Raw genomic sequence first — 24968 nt, forward strand, 5'->3', positions numbered from 1 at the left:
ATTTTTGATGCTATATGATATTTGGCCAACTTTAAAACAGCACCGTCCTTTCATAAGAAATACGCTGCTCATAAAAAGTGAAAGTGTTAATGGTGGTTTTGCTTGAGGGCGTATTGAAAGAGGAGGATGGTGATCATATCGGTGGCCCGCTGGTATAAATCCCATTGTTCATAGGCCGCAAATGTCATCCGTATTTCATGTAATGATTGCTTCATTTCTTGATATTCTTCCACTGTAAACGTATTTTTCAATTTGAACTGATGTTCAAGCAGTTTTAGCCTTAGCTTTCCTAATGGAGTTTTCATTCTGCCTACATTCCCTTCGATCTTGTCTTCCTTAGAAAATTGTATATGAATTTACGCATGAGATTGAATAAGTTGTGAGATATGCTCACCAGCTTTTCGAAAAATTCTCCTCTTTTTTCCTAAAAATACAAGAAGGTCTATAGACTTATTTTTCCTCAAAATGATTTCAAGAAGAAAAACCTATATATATTCCTGAATCAAACAGAAGAAAATGGTAAATATCCCGTGACGGTCAAGGTCTTTTGGCATTTCTCCTCTTTTTAAATGACTCAGTCCGGCATTCCCTATTTCCATTCATTTGGTAGTTATTTAGTCCTTTATTTTCCGAAAATTTAGATCAAATTATCAATTACACCACTTAATGAACATTTGACTTCATAATTGATAACCATTATCATTTGATTTGCTTGCGTGATAATTGAGAATCATTTTCATTTGAAGGGACCATTCTTCAATCTCTACACTCATCCTATATCCGCAAGCCTGCTTTTATCAGCATATGAGAGTCAATTTGAGGAAGGGGATTTTTTACACATGTCCAAACGCCCTGAAGGAATGGGTACTGAGGATTCTCTTTTCGGAGAAAGCCGTCCTTTTTTTATACCTGGGACGGAGCAACTGGATATCACAGCACACCCATACAGACTTTTTATATTTAAACCGACTACTACTCCTCCAGCGGCTGGTTTTCCAGTCATGTACGTGCTTGATGGGAATTCACTTTTTGGCACAATGGTCGAAGCCATTCGTTTACAGTCAAGAAGACCCGAAAAAACAGGTGTTGTACCTGCCATCATTGTTGGAATTGGCTATCAGACAGAAGCGCCCTATCATCCGCTCAGACATTATGATCTCACTCTAACCGGCCCTGACGCTTCCATTGGTGGCAAAAGAAAGGACTTCTCCAACCATACATATGGCGGCGCCTCTGCGTTCTTTTCTTTTTTAGAAAAGATTGTAAAGCCTTATATCGAGCAGCGCTTTCCGATCAACCAGAGTCGTCAAACACTATTTGGGCACTCTCTTGGCGGTCTTTTTGTATTACACACACTATTTGAGCACCCTGATGCTTATCAGACATATATTGCGGGCAGTCCTTCTATCCACTGGAACAAAAAATTATTTCTAGAAAAAGAACACCAATTCACCAGCCATATACGTCAGATGTCTATGAATGTCAGGCTGCTTGTAGGTGTAGGTGAGTTAGAAAAGCATCATCCGTGTCAAATGAATGATCATGCACATGGACTAGCAAATCGTATGCTGCCCTTATCCCCATATGGCTTGCATACAGCCTATCACGAATTCCCTAAAGAAGGACATACGTCCGTTTTACCGGTGCTGATGAATGACGCTTTTCGATTTGCACTCTATCATGATGATCCTTTCACAACCACAGACATGAAGGAAAGGCAGTGAACACATGAAACACAGTGGTCTATCTCAAAAAATTGTCCTTGTCACAGGCGCAGGACAGGGTATTGGACAAGCAGTCGCAAAAAGACTAGCCGAAGAAGGTGCGATTCTTGCAGCAGTTGACGTAAAAGAAGATCAGCTGCAAAGCACCGTCCAGCAAATGAATGATGAAGGCATACGTGCCTTTGCCTATCCAGGTGACATTACCGATCAAGCATCTGTTCAGCACATTGTCGATCAAATTGAAAAGCAGCTTGGCCCCATTTATTTACTGGTCAATGTAGCAGGCATTCTTCGAATGGGTTCTATTGACCAGCTTAGTGCAGATGACTGGCAGCAAACTTTCGCAGTCAACACACATGGTGTCTTTTACGTATCTCAAGCTGTCTCCAAATACATGATAAAAAGATCAGAAGGGGTCATTGTGACCGTCAGCTCTAACGCAGGTGCCATTCCTAGAATGAATATGGCTGCTTATGCCGCTTCAAAAGCAGCAGCCACTTCATTTACAAAAACGCTTGGATTAGAACTGGCTGCCTATGGAATCAGGTGCAACGTCGTCTCTCCTGGGTCTACCGCAACGCCTATGCAATGGGCTTTATGGCCTGATAAACAAGGAGAAAATCAGGTGATTAAAGGTTCACTAGAGACGTATAAAACCGGTATTCCTTTACAAAAAATCGCTGATCCTCAAAATATCGCTGATGCAGTCATTTTCTTTGCATCTGAGCAATCCAGTCATATTACGATGCAGAATCTCACGATCGATGGCGGCGCAACACTCGGAATCTAGCATTTCATTAAAAGGAGGCTTTTTCATGAAACATCCATTATTGTCGTCCGAAGAAAAAGTACAATTGCTTCAAGACTATCAGCCAGGTGCTTTTTTCCTTGCTTCCCCTAAACGCACAATACTTGCCGAAGGGATTTTCCAGCATATTGAAACCAATCAGCTAAATGAACTATCCACAAGGGTAGCGCACGTATTTGAAGATGCCAAACAAGCTGGAATTCAAACACCGATTGTGGCTGGTGCTGTCCCGTTTGAACCGGCGCAGCCCGTTCGTTTAAATGTACCATTCCATGTACAGTTTAGTGATCCACTCGAATTTCAACAAGGTGATGAGGAGTCAGAAGCGGCATCGCCATCCTATGAGGTGACACCTGTCCCTTCTCCTGAAGTCTACATGAATGGTGTGAACGAAGGGTTAGCTAAAATTGAAAAAGGAGAGCTTAGCAAAATCGTCATTTCTCGATCTCTCCATCTCAAATCAAATCAAGACATTCCTACGAAAACAATACTCGAACGACTGGCTCGTCATAATACGACTGGCTATACGTTTGCTGCAAATGTAGCTGATCCGAAGGCTTCCCAAAAGCGCACACTTCTTGGGGCAAGCCCTGAGCTGCTCCTTTCTAAAACCGGTTCATCTGTGATTTCCAATCCACTCGCTGGTTCCCGGCCGCGCAGTTCAGATCCAGTAGAAGACCAGCGCCGCCGCGATGAACTCCTTACCTCAGCGAAGGATTTACACGAGCACGCAGTGGTTGTTGAAGCTGTCACTAAAGCGCTTACTCCATACTGTCATACACTAGATGTGCCTGCATCACCATCCGTCATTCAAACAGAAACGATGTGGCATTTATCTACTGTGGTCAAAGGTGACTTAATAGATTCCAGTGTGTCCTCAATTGATTTGGCACTTAGCCTTCATCCAACACCCGCAGTATGCGGCACACCTACAGCAGATGCACGTGAAGCCATTCAAGCGATTGAACCCTTCGATCGAGGATTTTTCACAGGAATGATCGGTTGGGCAGATACAAATGGTGATGGTGATTGGATTGTCACCATTCGTTGTGCAGAAGCTGAGGGTCATTCTCTCCGTCTCTTTGCTGGTGCAGGAGTGGTCAAAGGATCAAAGGCAGAAGAAGAGCTAGCTGAAACATCTGCAAAATTCAACACGATGCTTCACGCGATGGGCATCTATCAGTGATAAAAATAAATAGGAGATGACAAAAACATGTTTGTTCAACCACCTACATGGCCAGAAGAATTTGCAAAACGCTACCGTGAAAACGGCTGTTGGCGTGGGGAATCCTTTGGCGGTATGCTTCGTGAACGCGCCGTATCGTTAGGAAATAAAACAGCCATTACATACGCTGATACGCACATAAGCTACCAAGAACTTGATCAGCGCGTCAGCAGTCTTGCTGCCGGTTTTCATCAGCTTGGAATTCAGAAAGGAAGTCGAGTTGTCGTGCAGCTTCCTAACATTCCTGCTTTTTTTGAAGTCATTTTCGCTTTATTTCGAATCGGTGCTTTACCCGTCTTCTCTCTGCCATCTCATAGAAGCAGTGAAATCACTTATTTTATTGAGTTTGCCGAAGCAGACGCATATGTCATACCAGATATCGATGGCGGCTTTGATTATCGATCACTCGCACGTCAAGTGAAAGAAAAGCTTCCCTCATTACCTCATGTCATTGTTGCAGGGGAAGCTGAGGAATTCCTTGACTTGGATGATCTGCGCAAGGACCCAGCACTCGATCCTCAAATTCATGTAGAGGCAAGCGATATTGCGTTTCTTCAGTTATCTGGAGGCAGCACAGGCCTTTCTAAGCTGATTCCTCGTACACATGATGACTATATTTATAGTCTTTGGAAAAGCAATGAAGTGTGCGAGCTCACACAAGATAGTGTGTATCTAGCTGCACTTCCGGTTGCGCACAACTATCCATTAAGCTCGCCTGGCGTCCTTGGGACGTTATACGCAGGCGGAAGAGTCGTTCTTGCACCTGGATCAAGCCCTGATGTCGTCTTTCCACTCATTGAAAAAGAACGGGCGACCATTACCGCTGTCGTTCCACCTATCGCATTGATTTGGCTAGAGGCCGCTCCTCATCGGTCAGATGACTTATCGAGTCTTGAAGTCTTACAAGTCGGTGGTGCTAAATTCAGTGCTGAGGCAGCAAAACGAGTGATGCCTACACTTGGATGTAAGTTACAGCAAGTTTTTGGCATGGCAGAAGGTCTGGTCAACTATACCAGATTAGATGATCCTGAACATGTCATTATTCATACACAAGGACGCCCAATGTCTGAATATGATGAGGTACTAGTGGTAGATGATGAGGACAAGCCCGTCCCGCATGAAGTGGCTGGACATCTTTTAACAAGAGGACCTTATACGATTCGCGGCTACTATAAAGCCGATGAACAAAACAAAAAAGCATTTACACCCGATGGCTTTTACAGAACAGGTGACATCGTGCGATTAACCAAAGAAGGCAATGTTGTTGTAGAAGGCAGAGACAAGGATCAAATCAATCGTGGCGGCGAAAAAGTTGCCGCTGAAGAAGTTGAAAACCATTTACTTGCGCATCCTGACATTCATGATGCCGCCATGGTGTCTATGCCAGATCCATTTCTTGGCGAACGCTCATGTGCCTTTGTTATCGCGAAAGGAAACAACAAACCAACACCGCACATCTTAAAATCATTTCTAAGAGAACGCGGGCTCGCAGCCTTTAAAATTCCCGACCGCATTGAATGGATCGATGCGTTCCCACAAACAGGTGTAGGCAAAGTCAGTAAAAAGGCATTAAGAGAATTAGCTGCAACCCATACTGCCAACGTATAAAAAATGAGGAGTGAAAATCATGGCAATCCCTACTATTCCTGCATATCCAATGCCAAGCACACAAGATTTACCCGAAAATAAAGTGAACTGGATACCAGATCCGAAACGTGCTGTTCTGCTGATACATGACATGCAACAATATTTTTTAAATGCATTTCAACAAGATACATCACCGATCACAGAGTTAGTGCAGCATATTCAACAATTACGTGATACATGCAATGAACTTGGAATCCCCGTCGTCTATACAGCGCAACCTGGTGACCAAGACCCGAAGGATCGTGCCTTATTAACAGATTTTTGGGGACCTGGACTTGGTGATGATGAAGCATTGACAAAAATCATTGATCAGCTTGCTCCATCTGAAGCAGATACAATGCTGACAAAATGGCGTTATAGCGCATTCAAGAAATCTAATTTTTTGGATATCCTTCAAGAAGGCGGGCGTGATCAACTAATCATTACTGGCGTATATGCACATATTGGCTGTATGCTGACAGCCGCAGAAGCATTCATGCTCGATATTGAAACCTTTTTTGTCGCCGATGCCGTCGCTGACTTTTCACTGAAACATCACAAAATGGCCATGACCTATGCAGCTGAACGCTGTGCAGTCACCACAACGACAAACCAAATCATCAGTCGTTTAACAGGACAAGAACCAAACAGTGATGATTTATCCTTTGAGGCCATCGTTCACCAAGTAGCTGAGTATCTCCAAATCGAGCCAAATGAAATACCACTTGATGAGAATCTCGTCTACCTTGGGCTTGATTCTATTAGAATGATGAGCCTAGCGGAAAAGTGGAGGCAGCAAGGAGCGACAGTCAATTTCGTTGAGCTTGCAGCAAATCCAACGCTCGCTCATTGGCGGACTCTTCTTTTCCCAGAAAAGCAGCCATCTATCCCAAATATCGATTACTTGTAAAGGAGGTATAGACCCTTGTCGATCCAGTCAGTCGATTCATTCCCGCTAACCGGTGCCCAATCAGGCATTTGGTACGCGCAGCAGCTTGATCCAGCTAATCCTATTTTCAATACAGCTGAGTATATAGAGATTAAAGGTCCTATTGATCCCATACAATTTGAAGCAGCCATTAGAAAGACTGTCTTAGAAGCAGATTCCTTGTATATGCAATTCGTTGAGGATACTGACGGTCCAAAGCAATGGATGACATCTAAGAAAGAGATTCCATTTCAATATGTTAATTTACAAAATGAAAAACAGCCTCTTGATGCGGCTAAAGCATGGATGAAAGCCGATCTTTCAACACCAGTCTCTTTAGAGAAAGATGTATTATTCCGTGAAGTACTTTTTCAGCTTGCTGACGACCGATTTATTTGGTATCAGCGCATTCATCACATTGCCATTGATGGATTCGCCTTTTCGCTCATTGCGCGTCGTGTTGCTGAGGTCTATTCAGCCCTATCGAATGGGACACCTATGCCCCCTCAAACATTTGGATCCTTACATGACGTAGTCCAAGAGGAGCTCACCTATCAACAGTCTAATCGATATGAAGATGATCAAGCGTTTTGGAAAAATCGCTTTGCTGATCAACCTGAAGTTGTCAGCCTTGCTGAGCTTGCCCCAAGAACGTCGGATCATTTTATCCGAAAAACGGCTGGCTACGATGCAGAAAAGGTAAGCAAAATGAAAAAAAATGCTCAAGCCTTCGGTGGTACGTGGCATGAAATGATCCTTGCTGCATCCGCTTTATATATGCATCGTATGACTGGTGCACATGATATTGTTTTAGGATTACCTGTGATGATGCGCCTTGGATCGTGCGCCTTACAAACACCCGGAATGGTCATGAACCTGGTACCGCTTCGTTTAACATGCAAACCAGAAATGACGCTATCAGCACTTGTTCGCCAAGTATCTGATGAACTAAAAGCCATTCGCCCTCATCAAAGATATCGCCACGAGGACATGCGGAGAGACTTTAAACTTATCGGAAGAAATCAGCGATTATTTGGCCCGCAGATCAATATCATGCCATTTGATTATGATCTCATGTTCGATCAGAGCATGGGTCAAGCACATAACCTCTCAGCAGGACCCGTGGATGATATATCGATCAACATATACGACCGCGCGGATGGGAACGGATTTCAAATCGACTTTGATGCAAACCCTGCCGTATACAAAGAGCAAGCAGTTGACGCTCATCAGCAGCGTTTTCTTCAATTGCTGGAGGAAATAACCGGACTAGAGCAAGATCAAACGATCAGTCAATTCAACCTTCTTTTGTCTGAAGAGAAAGAGAACATCCTCAAGCACTGGAATGATACAAAACGAGAATTACCAAGGGAATCTTTACGGGAACTATTTGAAAAACAGGTGAGCAAAACACCACAAGCAAAAGCATTACAGTTTGAAGGAATTACTTTGACCTATGAGGAGTTGAATCAGCGGGCTAATCAATTAGCTCATTATTTGAAAAAACATGACATTGGACCAGAACAATTTGTCGCAATTGCTCTGCCTCGGTCCATCAATATGGTCGTAAGTCTATTAGCCGTCGTCAAAACGGGAGCCGCATATCTGCCACTAGACCCTGATTATCCTAACGATCGTGTCGCCTATATGCTAGAAGATGCCAAACCGGCGTGCTTGCTCACAATTAAAGAGACAGCAGACGGTTTGAACCATCCGCACATCGTTCAGCTGGATGATTCAACTGTTCATCAGGAGATAGCAGACAGTCCGCACATCAATCCGGCTTGGAGCGAGGGCTCTCCACATCACCCAGCTTACATCCTCTACACATCAGGATCGACAGGCAAACCAAAGGGTGTTGTTGTAACAAAACGAAATGTGATCAACTTTATATTGTCCATGCAAGATTCATTTTTATTAGATCAAAAAGACCAGCTTTTAGCGGTAACAACCATTGCCTTTGATATTTCTGGGCTGGAAATGTTCCTACCGCTTTTACATGGGGCTGCTATTTTATTGGCAAAAAAAGAAACCATACAAGAACCAGCAAAGCTTTCAGACATGATTCGTTCTCATCATGTCACAATCATGCAGGCAACACCAACGTTGTGGCATGCGTTGGCAGATGAATACCCTGATGTGATCACAGGTATGCGTGTTCTTGTTGGAGGTGAAGCTCTCCCTGCCTCCCTTTTGCACACATTGCAATCTCTTCAATGTGACATTACTAATTTGTACGGACCTACAGAAACGACGATCTGGTCTACGATGGAAAATGTCACAGCACATCGAGAAAATAGTGGACCGGCAATTGGTAAACCCATTTGGAATACGAGCATTTACATTTTAGATGAAGGACTAAACCCAGTCCCAGCAGGATCAATCGGTGAGCTTTATATTGCAGGTGAAGGAGTATCCAGAGGATATCTTGGACGATATGATTTAACGGCTGAACGTTTTGTCGCTGATCCATTCAGCACAAAAGGCACGAGAATGTATCGCACTGGTGATTTAGCCAGATGGCGTGAAGATGGTTCAATTGATTATATCAGCCGTGCCGATCATCAAATTAAAATACGCGGCTTCCGTATTGAACTAGGTGAAATTGAAACAGTGATGATGCAGCATCAAGCCATAAAGCATACATCTGTTATCGTTCATGAGGATCAACCTGGGCAGCAGCTGCTTTGTGCGTATGTTGTGCTGACAGACGGGTCTTCTCTGCACCCTTCAGAGCTCAGGCAGTTTGCGGCTTCATTACTTCCTGACTACATGGTGCCCTCTGCTGTTGTCGTTTTGCCAGAACTTCCACTTACACCAAACGGCAAAATCGACCGCAAAGCATTACCAGCACCAAATATGTCTTTAGTTAGTTCTGAGCGTACACCTAGAACACCACAAGAAGACATGTTATGTAGTTTATTTGCAGAAACCCTTGGTCTATCTCAAATTGGCATAGATGATAGTTTCTTTGACTTAGGAGGACATTCCTTACTCGCCGCTCGCCTGCTTAGACGTATACGCGATACACTTGGTGCAGACCTAAGTATGAGTACCATTTTTGAATCGCCTCGGGTTGCTGAGCTTGCGCAGCACATTGACAAAGCGAAGGACATTCGGCCGCCGCTTCAGGTTGAAGACAAACCAGATGAAATTCCATTATCCTTTGCCCAAAAACGGCTCTGGTTCCTTCATTGCCTTGAAGGGCCAAGTCCAACTTACAATATTCCACTTGTCATTCAGCTGACAGGTACACTAGATCAAACAGCTCTCATTGGTGCACTGGCAGATATCACTGAAAAACACGAAACCCTTAGAACCATTTTTCCAGATAAGAACGGCATGCCAAGACAGGTCATTTTACACCCGAAAAGTGTTCAGCCTGAACTCCATGTCACAGCTTCAAGCGATCAACAAATTGAGAATCAGTTAAACGAAGCCATTCGCTATAGCTTTCAGATTGAAGAAGAACCTGCACTTCGAGCTGAATTATTCACGCTTGATGCAAACCGATCCGTACTGCTTCTATTGCTGCATCACATCGCTGGTGACGGCTGGTCACTTGCACCATTGACGCGAGACTTAGCTGCTGCTTACGAAGCCCGTATACAAGGAAAATCCATCTCCTTGCCAGCAGAACCTGTTCAATATGCTGACTATGCTATTTGGCAGCAGAAGCTGTTGGGCAGTGAAGAAAAGGCGGATAGTCTATTTGCCAAGCAGCTCAGCTATTGGAAAGGTGCCTTACATGACCTGCCTGAAGAACTTGAACTGCCTTATGACTTCCCGCGTCCACAGGAAGGAAGCTTCAACGGTGCGACGATAGACTTTACGATTGAACCCGCTTTACATCAGAACCTCCTTGAGCTTGCAAAGCAGCATCAAGTGAGTTTGTTCATGGTGCTTCAAGCATCACTTGCAGCATTACTGACACGCCTTGGGGCCGGTACAGATATCCCAATCGGCAGTCCAATTGCTGGACGGAATGACGATGCTCTTGACGATATTGTGGGATTATTTGTGAACACACTAGTATTACGTACAAATACAGCTGGTAATCCAACCTTTAGTGAGCTATTGAAACGAGTGCGAGAAGTTGACTTAGCAGCCTATGAGCATCAGGATCTGCCATTTGAAAGACTAGTCGAAATTCTAAATCCAACCAGGTCCAGATCACGAAATCCATTGTTCCAGGTCATGCTAGCCTTCCAAAATACACCGAAGGCGGAAATGAAGCTGACACAACTTGACTCAGATCTTTACGTGAAACCAGTAGGGTCAGCTAAATTTGATCTGACCATCGAATTGGCAGAACAAAGAACGGAAACTGGGTCAGCAGCGGGATTAACAGGATTGTTTGAATTCAGCACAGATGTATTTAAACAAAGCACCATTCGAGCAATCGCTGACAGAATGAAGCGCTTTTTAACTGAAGTGACTGAGCGCCCGCATGTGCCGATTGGTCAAGTGAACATTTTATCAGATAAAGAGCGGCAAACATTTCTCCCTGACAAAAAGACATTTGCTCAGTTAGACCAAGCACATAGTCTCCCGGCCTTATTTGAAAAAACGGCGCAGCAATCCCCTGATCGAGTCGCAGTAACGGATGGCAAGAGGCAGCTTACCTATGAAGAGTTAAATAACAAAGCCAATCGTCTTGCTCATTTATTAATAAAAAGAGGCGTTGGACCAGAACAGTTCGTTGCACTTGCCCTGCCTAGATCAATCGATATGCTCGTAAGCTTATTAGCCGTTCATAAAGCAGGCGCAGCCTATGTTCCGCTTGATCCTGATTATCCAGCAGACAGGCTGGCATACATGATACAAGATGCCAAACCAGTTTGCAGCATCACAACAAAAGCAGATGCAATGCACCTCCCTGCTGATTGCGATTTGATTTTGTTAGACGAAAAAGAAACGAGCGATCAATTGCTGACTACGCCAAATCACAATCCGGCTGATATAGACAGAATTGAACCGCTATCTTCTCTGCATCCGGCCTATATTATTTATACATCCGGTTCTACAGGGAAACCAAAAGGAGTGGTCATCCCACACCAAAATGTCATCCGTCTTCTGACATCTACTGAACATTGGTTCCAATTTGATGAAGAAGATGTTTGGACAATGTTCCATTCCTATGCCTTTGATTTTTCAGTATGGGAAATATGGGGACCACTTTTATATAGCGGCCGGCTTGTCATTGTACCTCATACCATCTCTCGCTCCCCAGAAGAGATGCTGCAGCTTCTAGTTGAGGAAGGCGTGACTGTACTTAATCAAACACCTTCTGCCTTCTATCAGCTCATGCAGATAGACAAGGAACAACAAACACTAGGCCAAGCATTATCACTCCGCTATGTCATCTTTGGCGGTGAAGCATTAGAGCTTAGCAGATTAGAAGATTGGTACAGCCGTCACTCAGACTGTAAGCCAAAGCTCATTAACATGTACGGCATCACAGAAACCACCGTACACGTTACGTACAATGAACTCAATCGAGACATGATCACAAAGAACTCCAGCAGTTTAATAGGCGAACCGATTCCTGATTTACACGTGTACGTACTAGATGAATACCTGCAGCCTGTTCCCCCTGGAACGACAGGTGAAATGTATGTAGCTGGAGCTGGCCTTGCAAGAGGTTATCTAGGCAGACCTGACCTGACATCAGATCGATTCCCTGCCGATCCTTATGGCGCACCTGGCACAAGGATGTATCGCACAGGCGACCTTGCGCGCTGGACAGAAGAAGGGGCTCTTGATTACATTGGCAGAGCTGATCATCAAATTAAAATACGCGGCTTCCGCATTGAACTTGGAGAAATCGAAGCCGTTCTGGCACGCCACGATGCAGTTGCACAAGTGGCCGTCATGATGCGAGAGGATCAGCCTGGCGACAAACGCCTAGTCGCCTATATCGTCCCAACTGAAGAAAACCGTTTCGATACAGAGACCCTTCGTCATTTTGCAGCAGCCAGTCTTCCTGATTACATGGTGCCCGCGGCATATGTACAGATTGACGCCATGCCGCTTACAGCAAACGGGAAGCTTGATCAAAAATCACTGCCAGCACCTCAATTGCATATGCAGCAAGCAGATGGCCGCGGCCCTAGAAATCCGAAAGAGGAAATCCTATGTCATCTCTTTGAAGAGGTGCTTGATTTGCCTAAAATCAGCATAGACGATCGCTTTTTTGACATTGGCGGACACTCACTGCTTGCAGTTCGTTTAATCAGCCGCATTCGTGATGCACTTGGTGTCAAACTAAGCATTGGGACATTGTTTGAAGCACCAAATGTGGCAAGTTTGGCAGAGAAACTAGAAACAGGAAGCGATGAAAACGCACTAGACATCTTGCTGCCGCTGCGAACAAATGGAGAAAGATATCCACTCTTCTGTGTTCATCCAGCAGGTGGTCTTAGCTGGTGCTATGCAGGTCTCTTGAATACATTAGAAAAAGACATCCCTATTTATGGATTACAGGCTCGAGGAATCGCAAGAAAAGACGACTACCCGCACACACTAGATGATATGGCTGCGGATTACATCAAGCACATCCAAACCATTCAGCCCAAAGGCCCTTATCATCTTCTTGGCTGGTCACTAGGCGGAAACGTTGTTCAGGCAATGGCTACACAGCTCCAGCAGCAAGGTGAAGAAATCGCACTCGTTGCGATGCTGGATGCCTATCCGAACCATTTCTTACCGATTAAAGCAGCACCTGATGAAGAAGAAGCACTAATCGCTCTTCTTGCGCTTGGCGGTTATGATCCAGATACCTTAACAGGTGAACCGCTCACAATGAAAAGTGCCATCGACATCTTGAAAAAAGATGGCAGTGCACTAGCTAGCTTAAATGAAGATGCCATTAGAAATCTAAAAGAAACCTATGTGAATTCAGTTCGATTGCTCGGAGAATATCAGCCAAAAACTTATCAGGGGGACATATTATTCTTTAGATCTACCATTATCCCAGATTGGTTTACACCAATTGATCCCGAAGCATGGGCACCTTATATCAACGGAACAATCGAACAGCACGACATTCATTGCCGGCACAAAGACATGTGCCAGCCTAAACCCCTAGCAGAAATTGGTGTCATCTTAGACAACGCACTGCATCGGGTCAAACAAAAGCACTAAGAATAAAGGAGAGATGACAAATGACAAATCCCTTTGATCGTGAAGACGGTGTATTTCTTGTGCTGGTCAATGAACAAGGACAGCATTCACTTTGGCCATCATTTGCACCAGTGCCAGATGGATGGGAAAAGGTCTTTGGTGAAGACACTAGAAATGCCTGCATCGATTATATCCAGACACACTGGCAGGACTTGCGGCCATTAAGCTTAACAAAAGAACCTGCGCTAGCACATGGAAAAACGGAATAAATCACCGCACCCTGATCTCCATCAGGGTGCTTTTTTGACAGAATAAACATCACCATCTTTCAGCTCTTTCTGCTACAATTTAATTGAGAATGTTTATCAATCAATAAGAGATCAGGTGGTTTTATGGGAAACAACAATCAATTACGTACATTGGCAAATGCCGAACAATTCATCTACCGATTAACATATACTGAAAAAATAAATAATGCAGAGCTTCCACATACAGAGCAGCAGCTATCAGATACATTCTGCCTCCTCTTCAGCATAAGCGGCAGCGGTTTACTCACATTGAACGATCAAAAATGGCGATTGAAACATCTGACACTCTATACAATCATGCCTGGGGAAACATTTATGTTAAAAACAGAGCCTTATCAAAAACACGAGCTCTATCTGTTTCGCTTTCAGCTCTACACGCTGCAAAATCAAAACATAGGAGAAGTATCAACGGAACATGCCCGTTCTTTACTGAATAAATGGCAATTTATCGATATTAGCTCGATTGAACATATTCATTCTTTATTGTCCGATATGACAGAGGAATGGCAAAGACCTGAATCCATTAGCTTTTTTAGAAGCCAAACTCTTTTTCAGCAGCTCATTATGCAGCTTTTCACACTGCATAAAGAAGATATTTGTGACACGGCACATGCCCTTTTCAAAACAAAACAATATATCGATCAACATTCCGAAGAACCCCTCAGCCTGACAAGTCTATCTCATATGGCTGGCATCAGCGCCAATCATTACAGCGAGCTATTTAAAAAGCATTTTGATGTGAGTGTCAGTGATTATATCACCAAAAAAAGGATGGCTAGAGCCAAACAATTAATGGCAAAAGGCAACGCAAAGCTCAAAGACATTGCACTGGAAATCGGCTATCAAGATCCGTATTACTTCAGCCGCATCTTTAAGAAAAAAACGGGCATAACCCCTTCAACTTATATGAAAAGCCGTCAGCGGAAAATTGCAGCCTATGGCCATTCCATACTCGGCCAGCTCACACCCATTCATATCATCCCATATGCTGCCCCTCTTCACCCTAAGTGGACAGCACATGATTTTGAGCATCATGCAGAAGAAATTCCGATTCACCTGAGTGCACATCGGATCAACGAGCACGCTGAAGCCAATTTACAGCTATTAAAGGAAACAAAACCTGAGCTGATCATTGCCAATGATCATGTGACAGAGGAAGAAAAACAAGTGTTAAAAACCATCTGTCCTGTTCACTTTGTTCCATTCACACAATTAGATTGGCGCACTCAATTCAAACAAACAGCTACGTTCCTAAACGAAGCGAACGAAGCAGAAGAATGGCTGATTCATTACGAGGAACTCGTCAATCAAGCGAAAAAGGCATGCCTTTTTGATCATCCACCAAAAACCGTCCTGCCTCTTCGTATCTTTCAAGATCAGCTCTATTTGTCTGTGAATCGCACCATGTCAGAAGTAATTTTTCAAGACATTGGCCTTCTGCCAGCTTTTCAGAATGACGGCCAGCTAATAGAAAAGAAAATCAGCATTCGCTCTATACAACAGCTAGATCCAGACGCCATCTTCCTCTTCCTGCATAAGGAGCCAAAAACCATTGCTTTTTATCAAAAATTAAAACAGCAGGAGTCTTGGCAAAATCTCAAGGCTGTGACGCAGCAAGCCGTCTATCCACTTACGTCTGACCCTTGGCGTGAATACACAGCAGCCAGTCATCAACGAGTCATTCAGGACCTTTTATCCTTTTTTCCGTAAAAAGTCCATCATTTGACAGATCATTGTCTATGGATAAAAGGACAAAAGACTACTACAATCTTTAATTGAGAACAATTATCAGTTAAAGGAGAAAACAAATGAAAAAATGGTTCGCATTGCTTATCCTTTGTATCATGACGATCACCGCAGCAGCCTGTGGTGCTGCAGAAAATAAACCTGCTTCAAACACGACCAAAAGCAAGTCAGCTGAAACAGCAGAAACAAATATCAACTACTTAGATCAAACGTACAAACTCAAAACACCAGTGAAACGAATTGTCATTGCTGGAAGCCTTGAATCAATGGAAGATGCAAAATTACTTGGTATCGAGCCTATTGGTGCTTCTACTGTAGGCGGCACATTCCCTGAATTATTTAAAGACATTACAGCGAAAACAGAAGGTATCGGTGAAAAAACAGAACCGAACCTGGAAAAAATCCTAAAACTAAAACCAGATGTGATACTCGGATCAACCAAGTTCCCGCCTGCAACAATTAAAAAATTGGATAAAGTCCAAACGACGATCCCAGTATCCCATGTCTCTTCTGACTGGGAAAGCAATCTATTATTACTCGGTGAACTGACTGGAAAAAGTAAAGAAGCGAAAAACATCATTTCTGATTATCAGAAAGATCTCAAACAAGCGAAAGAAACCCTGAAAGACAAAAGCAGCAACAAAACAGCTGTCATTTTGCGCATTAGACAGGGCGACCTGTACGTTTACCCTGAAGACGTATACTTCAACTCGACCTTATATGGGGACTTAGGATTTACAGCACCAAGTGATATCAAAAAAGCCAAAGCACAAGCATTGATTTCATTGGAGCGCCTAGGCGAACTCAATCCTGACTATATTTTTGTTCAGTTCTCTAAAGAGGAAAACTCCTCGAATCCAAATGCATTGAAGGACTTAGAGAAAAATAAAATTTGGACAAGCCTAAAAGCTGTGAAAAATGGGCACATCAATGAAAATGCCGTTGATCCTATGCTTCAAGGAGGAACAGCACTAAGCAAAACAACCTTCCTTGATAAGGCTGTCAAATGGTTAGATCAAAACAACTAAACAGATGCGTGATCAGATTTTTGACAAAGGGCTAAATTGTTTAGCCCTTTGTCTTCTTTTCAACGCAGTTGAAAACCTTTAGGAGAGGATACACATGAACGGAACGTTTCTATATGATGAGTTTAATGGGCGTCAGCTTGATATTTACCTCCCACAGGACACCTCTATTGATGTTCCAGCTGTCTTTGTACAAGATGGCTCTTCTTTGTTTAGAACACACCTGCTAGAGATCGAAAGAATGATCGAAACCAAAACCATCTCACCAATCATCATTGTCGGCATACACCCATTCAATCGACTTGACGAATATACACCATGGAAGGCGTCATCACTGCGATCTGGGTTTCCTGACTTTAAAGGTGAGGCACAGACGTATGTGTCATTTTTAGCGAATGACTTGCTCCCATATATCAAAAGAGAATATCCAGTTCAAGAGACCTGTCATGAACATAGCCACTTAGGTGCTTCATTAGGCGGGCTGTTTGCTATTTATACTTTATTCATGCACCCTGATCTTTTTAAAAACATCGCATCGATCTCCGGGTCATTTTGGTATCAAGATTTTCTACCGTTTGCTAAACAACAAAGCATTCAGTGTGTGGATCACTTTATTTATTTGTCTGTAGGCAGTGAAGAAGGGAAAGGCAAAACATCTGCTCAACAGCACATGCCTTTATTCAACAAACAACTGCATGACCTTTTATTACAGAAAGGGATGCAAGAAAGGCAGCTGCAATATCACATCGAACAAGGGGAGGGCCATCATCTGAAACAATTTCAAAAAAATTTCTTATCGGCCCTAAAGTGGTTTTATCAAAGAGAACGCTAATTTTTTATCAGCATGGCACAAAGCCGATATGATATATTGGAACGTATAGATTGAAAGAGGAGGGATTTGCGCATGAGACCTTTACAAATCTCAGCCGATACCGCACAAAAGCTTGCTGCATCACTCAATGTACCGTTAGAACAAATCATGCATATGCCGCAGCATATCTTATTAGCTAAATTAGCGGAGCTTGAACAGAAGAAAGATCGTTCTTCTTAAAGAAATAAAGGAGTTTACATTCATGGAACAACAACTAGAAAAATCAACATTACATCCTCGCAGTACAGGACAAACCATCCTGCTGATTGCTGGGATTTTGCTCATTGCATTTAATCTTCGGCCTGCCATTACATCCGTTGGCCCTGTTATCGGCGCGATTCGTTCCGATTTACAGCTTTCAAATGGACTGGCGGGTTTTCTTACGACATTACCACTGCTCTCATTCGCATTGCTTTCTCCAATTGCCCCTAAAATTGGAAAACGACTTGGCAATGAACGAACCCTCTGGCTTGGACTTGCCGTCCTTCTCTTTGGGATTGTGATTCGCTCGTTTGGCTCCATCACCTTCTTAATGATTGGAACAGCGCTGGTCGGCGTTGGAATTGCGATTTGTAATGTGCTCTTACCGGGGCTTGTGAAGCATAAATTTCCTGCACATGCAGGCTTGATGACAAGTGTATATACGACTTCAATGTCCGTCTTCGCTGCACTTGCTTCAGGTGTCAGTGTTCCGCTCAGTCATACGATGCCTGGCGGCTGGAATACATCATTCCTTGTATGGGCTGGACTTGCCCTTCTCGCCATGATGGTTTGGGCGCCGCAGCTTCTTCATCAGAATACAGCGGCCGTCAAAAGTATTTCTCTTACAGAGCAGCCAATATGGCGTTCACGTGTTGCATGGCAGGTGACCTTTTTTATGGGGTTACAGTCATTCCTTTTCTATAGCAGCATCGCATGGTTTCCTGATATCTTAACATCCCATGGAATGAACCTGTCTACAGCTGGCTGGATGCTGTCCATTATGCAGTTTGTTGGGCTGCCATCCACCTTCTTAACACCCGTTTTTGCAGAAAAATTAAAAACGCAAAGACCGCTTGTCGCCGGTCTTGTCCTTGTGTATTTACTCGGCATGATTGGACTTCTTCTCGGAGGATCGACGCCTATCCTTGTCATCTCTGTTCTATTGATCGGCATTGGACAAGGGGCCAGTATCAGTCTTGCCCTCACATTTATCGGTTTACGTACAACCAATATGGAACAAGCAGCTGCCCTCTCTGGAATGGCGCAGTCTCTCGGTTATTTATTAGCTGCTGTTGGGCCGTTCATGATTGGTATCCTTTTTGATTCCACACATACTTGGACACCAGCGATTATCATCTTTATCATCATTCTATTTTTCATGTTTTTATCCGGTATGCGTGCTGGACGCAGTGTCTATATTTCAGATCCTTCATAAAAAAAGAACCCGCCTCCTCGTGAGACGGGTTCTTTTCTACTTATGCCTGCTCTGTCACATGTACCTTTAACGTTGCTTGTACCTCTGGATGAAGCTTCACCGGTACATTTGTGTAACCTAATGCACGGATGGCGTCATTCAGCTCGATTTTACGCTTATCGAGTTTAATTTGATGATCTTTTTGCAATTTATCAGCGATTTGTTTGCTTGTAATCGAGCCAAACAAACGGCCGCCTTCACCTGATTTTGCAGTGAGTTCCACTGTTAACGCCTCAAGTGTTTCTTTTAATTGTTTTGCTTGTTCAAGCTCTTGGATGGCATTCTTTTTCTCTTTGTTTTTCTGCCCTTCCAATGCGCTTAGGTTCGTTGGAGTTGCTTCAACAGCTAACCCTTGTTTGATGAGAAAGTTGTGCGCGTATCCGTCAGCTACATTCTTGACTTCGCCTTTTTTCCCTTTGCCTTTTACGTCTTTTAGAAAGATGACTTTCATCTTTGAACCCCTCCTTCGAAATATTCGTCTATGGCAGCCTTTAATTTCCCTACCGCTTCTTCAATGGTTATACCATAAATCTGGGTAGCAGCGTTAGTCAAATGACCGCCGCCGTCTAATGCTTCCATAATAATTTGAACGTTGATATCCCCTAATGATCTAGCACTAATACATACTGTGTCGTCATCTCGTCTAGCGACAGCAAATGACGCTTCTACCTCACTCATTGACAACAGGGAATCCGCTGTCTGGGCAATCGTAATTTGATCATAATACTCCGACCTGTCAGATGGCAATGAAGCAATGGCCACCTGATTTTGATACAGTTCTGTATGCTGAATGAGTTTTGCTCGTTTGATGTAATGATCGACGGTTTCTTTTAAGAACTTTTGCACAAGGACAGGATCTGCTCCCTTTGCACGAAGGTAGGATGCTGCATCGAACGTTCTTGACCCCGTTCTCAGGGAGAAACTCTTCGTATCAACGATGATCCCAGCCAGAAGCGCAGTCGCCTCAATCATGTTAATCCGTAATTTCTTCGGCTGATATTCTAAAAGCTCTGTCACAAGCTCTGCTGTAGATGAAGCATACGGCTCCATATAAACAAGTAAAGGATCACGGATAAATTCCTCGCCGCGTCTATGATGGTCAATGACCACGACATTTTCAATCTTATTCAGCAGCCGTTCTTCCATAACGAGAGACGGTTTATGTGTATCCACGACGACAAGCAATGTGTCATCCTTTGCAAGCTCCATTGCTTCCTCTGGGGTGATAAAACGTGACCAAAGCTCTTCATAATTTTTAATTTCACTAATTAAGCGTTGAACACTGTCTCCAATCTGATTGGCATCAATGACAATATAGCCTTCTTTTCCATTGGCCTGGGCGACCTTTAAAATCCCAATGGATGCACCGATCGAGTCCATGTCGGGGAACTTATGCCCCATGATCATGACATTACCGCTTTCAGATACAATTTCTTTTAAAGCATGAGAAATGACCCGTGCGCGTACGCGTGTCCGTTTCTCCATTGGATTCGTTTTTCCACCGTAGAATTTCACTTTTCCATTCGGCTGTTTAATGGCGACCTGATCCCCGCCTCGTCCGAGGGCAAGGTCAAGACTCGATTGCGCAAGTGCTCCAAGCTCTTTCAAGGAAGGAACGGACGCACCGATCCCGATACTCAGAGTAAGCGTCGCACTATGTGCCCCTGTTTTCTCACGGACCTCGTCTAAAATGGAGAATTTTGACGCTTCAAGCTCAGCTAAAATGCTCTCATTTAGAACCGCCATAAATCGTTCAGACGAAATTCTCTTCAGGAAAATACCGTATTCTTGTGCCCAATTGTTGAGCAAAGACGTCACTTCACTATTAATCGCGCTGCGCACTTGATCATCAAGGCCCTGCGTGACATCGTCGTAGTTGTCTAAAAAGATATAAGATAACACCGTTCGTTCATTTTCGTACTGTCGTTCAATCTGCACCTGTTCCGTGACATCAAAGAAATATAAAAGGCGCTCTGACCGTTTAATAATGACTTTGAATTTCCGGTCATTCAGCGTCACATTTTCGGTCTCGACCTCTTGTTTAATAAGAGGCACAATAGACTCGAATGTATCGTACAAGGATCTGCCGACAAGTGTGCTTTCATGAAAGCACGAAGCGAGAAACGGATTGGTCCATTCGATATAATACTGGTCATTAAACAGCATAATACCAATTGGCATCTCCATTAATGCTTCTTCTCCAACCTTTTTGACTCGATAGGATAATGTTGAAATATATGAATCAATCTCTTTCTGCACTTGCGTATCTGCCCACTTTAAGAAGTAGAGCACACCTGCAAGGACGATAAGACCAACTGCTCCTATGATCCAATTGAAATAAAGGTTGAGGAGGACTGTGACCACCGCAAGAACAATTAACGCGAAGATCGGATACTTGATGACAGGTTTTCTATAGAAGCTTGGCACTGATATCAACTCCTCAACATTCAGAGTGAATTATTTGTTTTTTACTTTTTCTCTTAAATCAAAGCCTATGTCAGCAATCCCTATAATTCGCACAATCACACCGATTGGCGGAAAGAAAACCGTTAACACGACAGCGAAAATGGGTACCGCTTTTGAGATGTTTTTTTCGTGGCAATAATAGAAGAGAAAAGAAAATCCCTGAATAAGCACCAGTATAAATAAAATTTGAAACGCACTCGTTTGAACGAGCCATAAAAAGCTGCCTTTTTCCGTCTGAATCAGCATCAAAAGCAATGTGAGTAAATAATACCATACCATGCTTTTTGGCAGCCGCATATCCTTAAATTTCTTCAAGGACGGCATGTCTGAAACAAACCGTTTGAGCAAAGGCCGCACGAACCAGTGATTCACAAAAGCCATCAGCGTCACCAAAATCAATAACGCTACAGGTAAAGCACTTAATGCCGTATCCTGCATCTCTTTAAACTGTTTGAGCTGTTTAGCTATGTCCTTTTCAGAAGCCCCGGATTGCTTTAAAACACTCTCTACCATCGGCATCATTTGCTCAATCGACTCTTTCGCAATATTCATGATATCGATTTGAAAGAGCTGAACACTGATAACAAAGGAGATGAGAATACTGAACAAATAAATCAGCGCACCTGTAATGATGGCATTCCCAGGCTGCCTTCTGCTGTAGAAAACACCCATGCCTAATCCGACGGCAATTAAGATAGGTGCACTCATGAGCCCAGCCATAGACCCAATTAAAAAGCTGATCACTATCCCAATAGCGCCAGCAGCAATTCCTTTTTTCAAGCCGTGCCTGATTGTATAGAGGATGATCGGAATCGGAGCAGCTAGAAAGAAAATAATGGATAATAGCGGCACATATAAATAAAACAGCATCATGACCGCGAAAATACTCATCATGATTGCGCCCTCTACTAACGCTTTTGTTTGTTTCACACCTTCACCTCTATCCAATCCTTTTGTTTATATCTTGCTCAATGTGTACTTCTATGTATACGTATGATGTCAGCTCCATCATGTCTTGCCCCAACCTTTATTTTACCATAGCGGTAAATCTCAAGTAAAATACAGGCTGTCCTGGGAGCGTTTCACGTGGAACACCGATATGGAATGGCACATGCAAGTTTTCAAACAGCATGTTACAATTTTTTAGATTATTCTTAGCTATAAACCCTGAATTCAAGGTCAAAAGCTGTTAGAATAGAAACATCATCAATAAATGTAAGAAGGAGAATTCACATGGGAAAAACACTCGTATTCGGACACAAAAATCCTGACACAGACACGATTTGCTCTGCTATTGCTTACGCTGATCTGAAAAACAAAATCGGCGTTCAGGCAGAAGCCGTCAGACTTGGAGAAATTAATGGAGAAACACAATACGCATTAGATTTCTTTAAACAAGAAGCACCTCGTTTCATTGAAACGGCTGCAAACGAAACAAAGCAAGTCATTCTTGTCGATCATAACGAATTCCAGCAAAGTGTAAGCGATATTGATCAAGTACAAGTAACTGAGGTCATTGACCACCACCGTATTGCCAACTTTGAAACAAGTGAACCTCTTTACTATCGTGCAGAGCCTGTAGGCTGTACAGCAACGATCTTAAACAAAATGTATAAAGAAAACCAAGTGACGATTGAAAAAGAAATCGCTGGTTTGCTTTTATCTGCGATCATTTCTGATTCCTTACTATTCAAATCCCCAACATGCACACAGCAAGATATCGATGCTGCACATGAGCTTGCAAAAATCGCAGGGGTAGATCCAGAAGTTTACGGCCTAGACATGCTGAAAGCAGGCGCTGATCTAAGCCAAAAAACGGTTCAAGAATTAATTACACTTGATGCAAAAGAATTCGCACTAGGCAAAAGCAAGGTGGAAATTGCACAAGTCAATACAGTAGATATCGCTGAAGTGACAGCAAGACAGGCTGACATTGAAGCGAAAATCAATGAAGTCATTGCAGCAAAAGGTCTTGACCTATTTGTTCTAGTCATCACAGATATTTTAGAAAATGACTCCCTTGCTCTTGCACTCGGTGCAGAAGCAGCAAAAGTAGAAAAAGCATTTAACGTCACACTTGAAAACAACACAGCTTTACTAAAAGGTGTTGTATCAAGAAAGAAACAAGTCGTACCTGCACTGACAGACGCACTTTCTTAATAAAACACGACAAGACTGCTGAATTGTTCAGCAGTCTTTTTTGTCTGTCTTCTTTTTAATGAATGTACGTATCACTAACGAGAACATCCTTTAGCACGCTTGTTGGAATCGTGAATTCAACAACACCCATGTAGCCAGGCGCCACATCATATTCATTAAAGGAAATCACAAGCTTCCCTTTTGAATTGATATAGAAGTTTTGATCCGGCTTAATTTTCTTAAATGGATCTGTTTCTTCCTTGCCAATCCAGTATATTTTGTCTGAATCCTCTTTCATCTGTTTCTTCATTTGTTCTTTAATATTTTCACTAATCACATCAATATAACGATCATCTTTAAACAGGCTTGGTAATGTAATGAGGACATGGTTTTTCTTATCAACCGTATCATATGTCATTTCCTCTGCCGCAGAAGCCTGAGTCGTCACCTTGTATCGGCCTAGTGAAAGGATTTGATCATTGTTCGTTCTCACTTCATAACCGCTCTCAACACTTAAATGACCATTTTTATAACCCTTTGTTTCCTTTTCAAAATCTTGATACAGCTTTTTGTTTTCAGCTAAATATTTTTGATTCAGGCTGTCTTGTAATGTTCCGTCCCCAAGTCCTGAAACGTGTGGTGTTTTAAGATCAATATTCGTTCCTTGATCGCTCTTTTTAAATTCTGTAAACGTTACGACTTTCACCAGCTCGCCAATGACAGGCACCTCTGAAATCGCTCTTGCTGCCTGTGGACTGACATTAACCGTTGTAACAAAAAGAGCAGCAGCCGCAACAAGTCCGATGGTCCATTGCTGAAAATGAGGTTTTTTATTTTTTCTTTTTAACGTTCGTTCAACCATCGCATCATATTCCGGTGGAATAGGGATTTCTAAATATTCATCTTTTAAATGTTCCAAATACTTATCCATTTAAATTTCCTCCTGTGATAATTCTACTTTTAAAAGCCGCAGCGCCTTATATAATCTTGTTTTAATGGTGTTTTCATTTTCATCGAGAATCTGGGCGATGTCCTCTAATTTTAAATCTTCAAAGAATCTCAAAATAATGATGACTCGATACATCTCAGGCAAATCCTCTATAGCCCGTTTGACGTCTTGATCCTCGTATACATCTGATTCTCCCTGTGATAAGAATTCAAGCGTATCATCATCTGTCACCTGCACCCGCTTCTTCTTTCGTAAAAAGTCTAGAGCAGTGTTCACCACGATCTTATAAAACCAGCTATGCATCTTGCTCGCATCCTCTAATCGGTGAACAGATTTGAGTGCTTTATGAATGGCCTCCTGAACAACATCCATAGCATCTTCTGGGTTTTTGACATAACTATAGGACAACCGATAAAAACTGTGTTTATGCTCCATGACGTAATCCGCAAATTGATCATCTATTTTTCGTTTCTTCATTTTACAAAGAGCTCCTTTATCTTAAATGCGCATCTGTTATTTCTTACATTGGATAGACGCGCGCCTTTTGAAAATAGTTTGCGCTCGGTTATTTT

At 43.0% G+C, this 24968-nt stretch carries 19 protein-coding genes; 13 read left to right on the forward strand and 6 right to left on the reverse strand.

Annotation, left to right across the window (positions count from 1 at the left end):
• Positions 1–86: 86 nt before the first annotated feature.
• Positions 87–305 (reverse strand): hypothetical protein, encoded by a 219-nt coding sequence (locus tag AAYR28_RS18695; protein ID WP_120208918.1) that lies wholly within the window; start codon positions 303–305, stop codon positions 87–89.
• 534 nt (positions 306–839) lie between these two features.
• Between AAYR28_RS18695 and AAYR28_RS18700 the strand changes: the two genes are divergently transcribed.
• The 12 genes from AAYR28_RS18700 (at position 840) to AAYR28_RS18755 (ending at position 18803) form a co-directional block, all read left to right on the forward strand.
• Positions 840–1724, forward strand: a complete 885-nt coding sequence (locus tag AAYR28_RS18700) for an alpha/beta hydrolase (protein WP_120208915.1) — start codon at positions 840–842, stop codon at positions 1722–1724.
• A 4-nt stretch (positions 1725–1728) separates the two neighbouring features.
• The gene (locus AAYR28_RS18705) at positions 1729–2514 is read left to right on the forward strand and encodes a 2,3-dihydro-2,3-dihydroxybenzoate dehydrogenase (RefSeq protein ID WP_120208913.1); all 786 of its coding nucleotides are present in this window, start codon (positions 1729–1731) and stop codon (positions 2512–2514) included.
• Between the two features lie 25 nt (positions 2515–2539).
• Positions 2540–3718, forward strand: coding sequence for an isochorismate synthase DhbC (dhbC, locus tag AAYR28_RS18710; RefSeq protein ID WP_101677471.1), 1179 nt, complete (start codon positions 2540–2542; stop codon positions 3716–3718).
• A gap of 27 nt (positions 3719–3745) precedes the next feature.
• Positions 3746–5365 carry a (2,3-dihydroxybenzoyl)adenylate synthase gene (locus AAYR28_RS18715; RefSeq protein WP_101677470.1) on the forward strand — a complete coding sequence of 540 codons (1620 nt, stop codon included), beginning with the start codon at positions 3746–3748 and terminating at the stop codon, positions 5363–5365.
• A 19-nt stretch (positions 5366–5384) separates the two neighbouring features.
• Positions 5385–6293, forward strand: coding sequence for an isochorismatase family protein (locus tag AAYR28_RS18720; RefSeq protein WP_120208911.1), 909 nt, complete (start codon positions 5385–5387; stop codon positions 6291–6293).
• 15 nt (positions 6294–6308) lie between these two features.
• A complete protein-coding gene (locus AAYR28_RS18725; protein ID WP_120208908.1) occupies positions 6309–13457 on the forward strand; it encodes an amino acid adenylation domain-containing protein in 7149 nt (2382 codons plus the stop codon).
• A 20-nt stretch (positions 13458–13477) separates the two neighbouring features.
• Positions 13478–13705 carry an MbtH family protein gene (locus AAYR28_RS18730; RefSeq protein ID WP_025093680.1) on the forward strand — a complete coding sequence of 76 codons (228 nt, stop codon included), beginning with the start codon at positions 13478–13480 and terminating at the stop codon, positions 13703–13705.
• Positions 13706–13828: 123 nt separating this feature from the next.
• Positions 13829–15454 carry a helix-turn-helix domain-containing protein gene (locus tag AAYR28_RS18735; protein WP_101677467.1) on the forward strand — a complete coding sequence of 542 codons (1626 nt, stop codon included), beginning with the start codon at positions 13829–13831 and terminating at the stop codon, positions 15452–15454.
• Positions 15455–15552: 98 nt separating this feature from the next.
• Positions 15553–16518 (forward strand): iron-hydroxamate ABC transporter substrate-binding protein, encoded by a 966-nt coding sequence (locus AAYR28_RS18740; protein ID WP_034283615.1) that lies wholly within the window; start codon positions 15553–15555, stop codon positions 16516–16518.
• Between the two features lie 94 nt (positions 16519–16612).
• Positions 16613–17347 (forward strand): alpha/beta hydrolase, encoded by a 735-nt coding sequence (locus tag AAYR28_RS18745; RefSeq protein WP_101677466.1) that lies wholly within the window; start codon positions 16613–16615, stop codon positions 17345–17347.
• A gap of 72 nt (positions 17348–17419) precedes the next feature.
• The gene (locus tag AAYR28_RS18750; RefSeq protein ID WP_064498621.1) at positions 17420–17566 is read left to right on the forward strand and encodes a YycC family protein; all 147 of its coding nucleotides are present in this window, start codon (positions 17420–17422) and stop codon (positions 17564–17566) included.
• Between the two features lie 22 nt (positions 17567–17588).
• Positions 17589–18803 carry a CynX/NimT family MFS transporter gene (locus tag AAYR28_RS18755; protein WP_034283619.1) on the forward strand — a complete coding sequence of 405 codons (1215 nt, stop codon included), beginning with the start codon at positions 17589–17591 and terminating at the stop codon, positions 18801–18803.
• A 40-nt stretch (positions 18804–18843) separates the two neighbouring features.
• On the opposite strand, the gene rplI is transcribed toward AAYR28_RS18755, so the two are convergent.
• The 3 genes from rplI to AAYR28_RS18770 are packed head-to-tail and all read right to left on the reverse strand — an operon-like array spanning position 18844 to position 22238.
• The gene (gene rplI / locus AAYR28_RS18760) at positions 18844–19293 is read right to left on the reverse strand and encodes a 50S ribosomal protein L9 (protein ID WP_008359128.1); all 450 of its coding nucleotides are present in this window, start codon (positions 19291–19293) and stop codon (positions 18844–18846) included.
• Positions 19290–21269: a DHH family phosphoesterase gene (locus AAYR28_RS18765; RefSeq protein ID WP_046312571.1), complete on the reverse strand. Its 1980-nt coding sequence runs from the start codon at positions 21267–21269 to the stop codon at positions 19290–19292. The genes rplI and AAYR28_RS18765 overlap by 4 nt, the downstream gene beginning before the upstream one ends.
• 30 nt (positions 21270–21299) lie before the next feature.
• Complete coding sequence (locus AAYR28_RS18770) at positions 21300–22238, reverse strand: YybS family protein (protein WP_142925564.1); 939 nt, start codon at positions 22236–22238, stop codon at positions 21300–21302.
• A gap of 303 nt (positions 22239–22541) precedes the next feature.
• On the opposite strand from AAYR28_RS18770, the gene AAYR28_RS18775 reads away from it, so the two are divergent.
• Positions 22542–23468, forward strand: coding sequence for a manganese-dependent inorganic pyrophosphatase (locus AAYR28_RS18775; protein WP_024424048.1), 927 nt, complete (start codon positions 22542–22544; stop codon positions 23466–23468).
• A gap of 55 nt (positions 23469–23523) precedes the next feature.
• On the opposite strand, the gene AAYR28_RS18780 is transcribed toward AAYR28_RS18775, so the two are convergent.
• Together AAYR28_RS18780 and AAYR28_RS18785 are read right to left on the reverse strand one after the other, a co-directional pair.
• Positions 23524–24378: a DUF3298 and DUF4163 domain-containing protein gene (locus tag AAYR28_RS18780; protein ID WP_120208902.1), complete on the reverse strand. Its 855-nt coding sequence runs from the start codon at positions 24376–24378 to the stop codon at positions 23524–23526.
• A complete protein-coding gene (locus AAYR28_RS18785) occupies positions 24379–24873 on the reverse strand; it encodes an RNA polymerase sigma factor (RefSeq protein ID WP_024424050.1) in 495 nt (164 codons plus the stop codon). It abuts the gene before it with no gap.
• Between the last annotated feature and the right edge of the window lie 95 nt (positions 24874–24968).

This window comes from Bacillus safensis, from assembly GCF_039619585.1.
GTDB lineage: Bacteria > Bacillota > Bacilli > Bacillales > Bacillaceae > Bacillus > Bacillus safensis.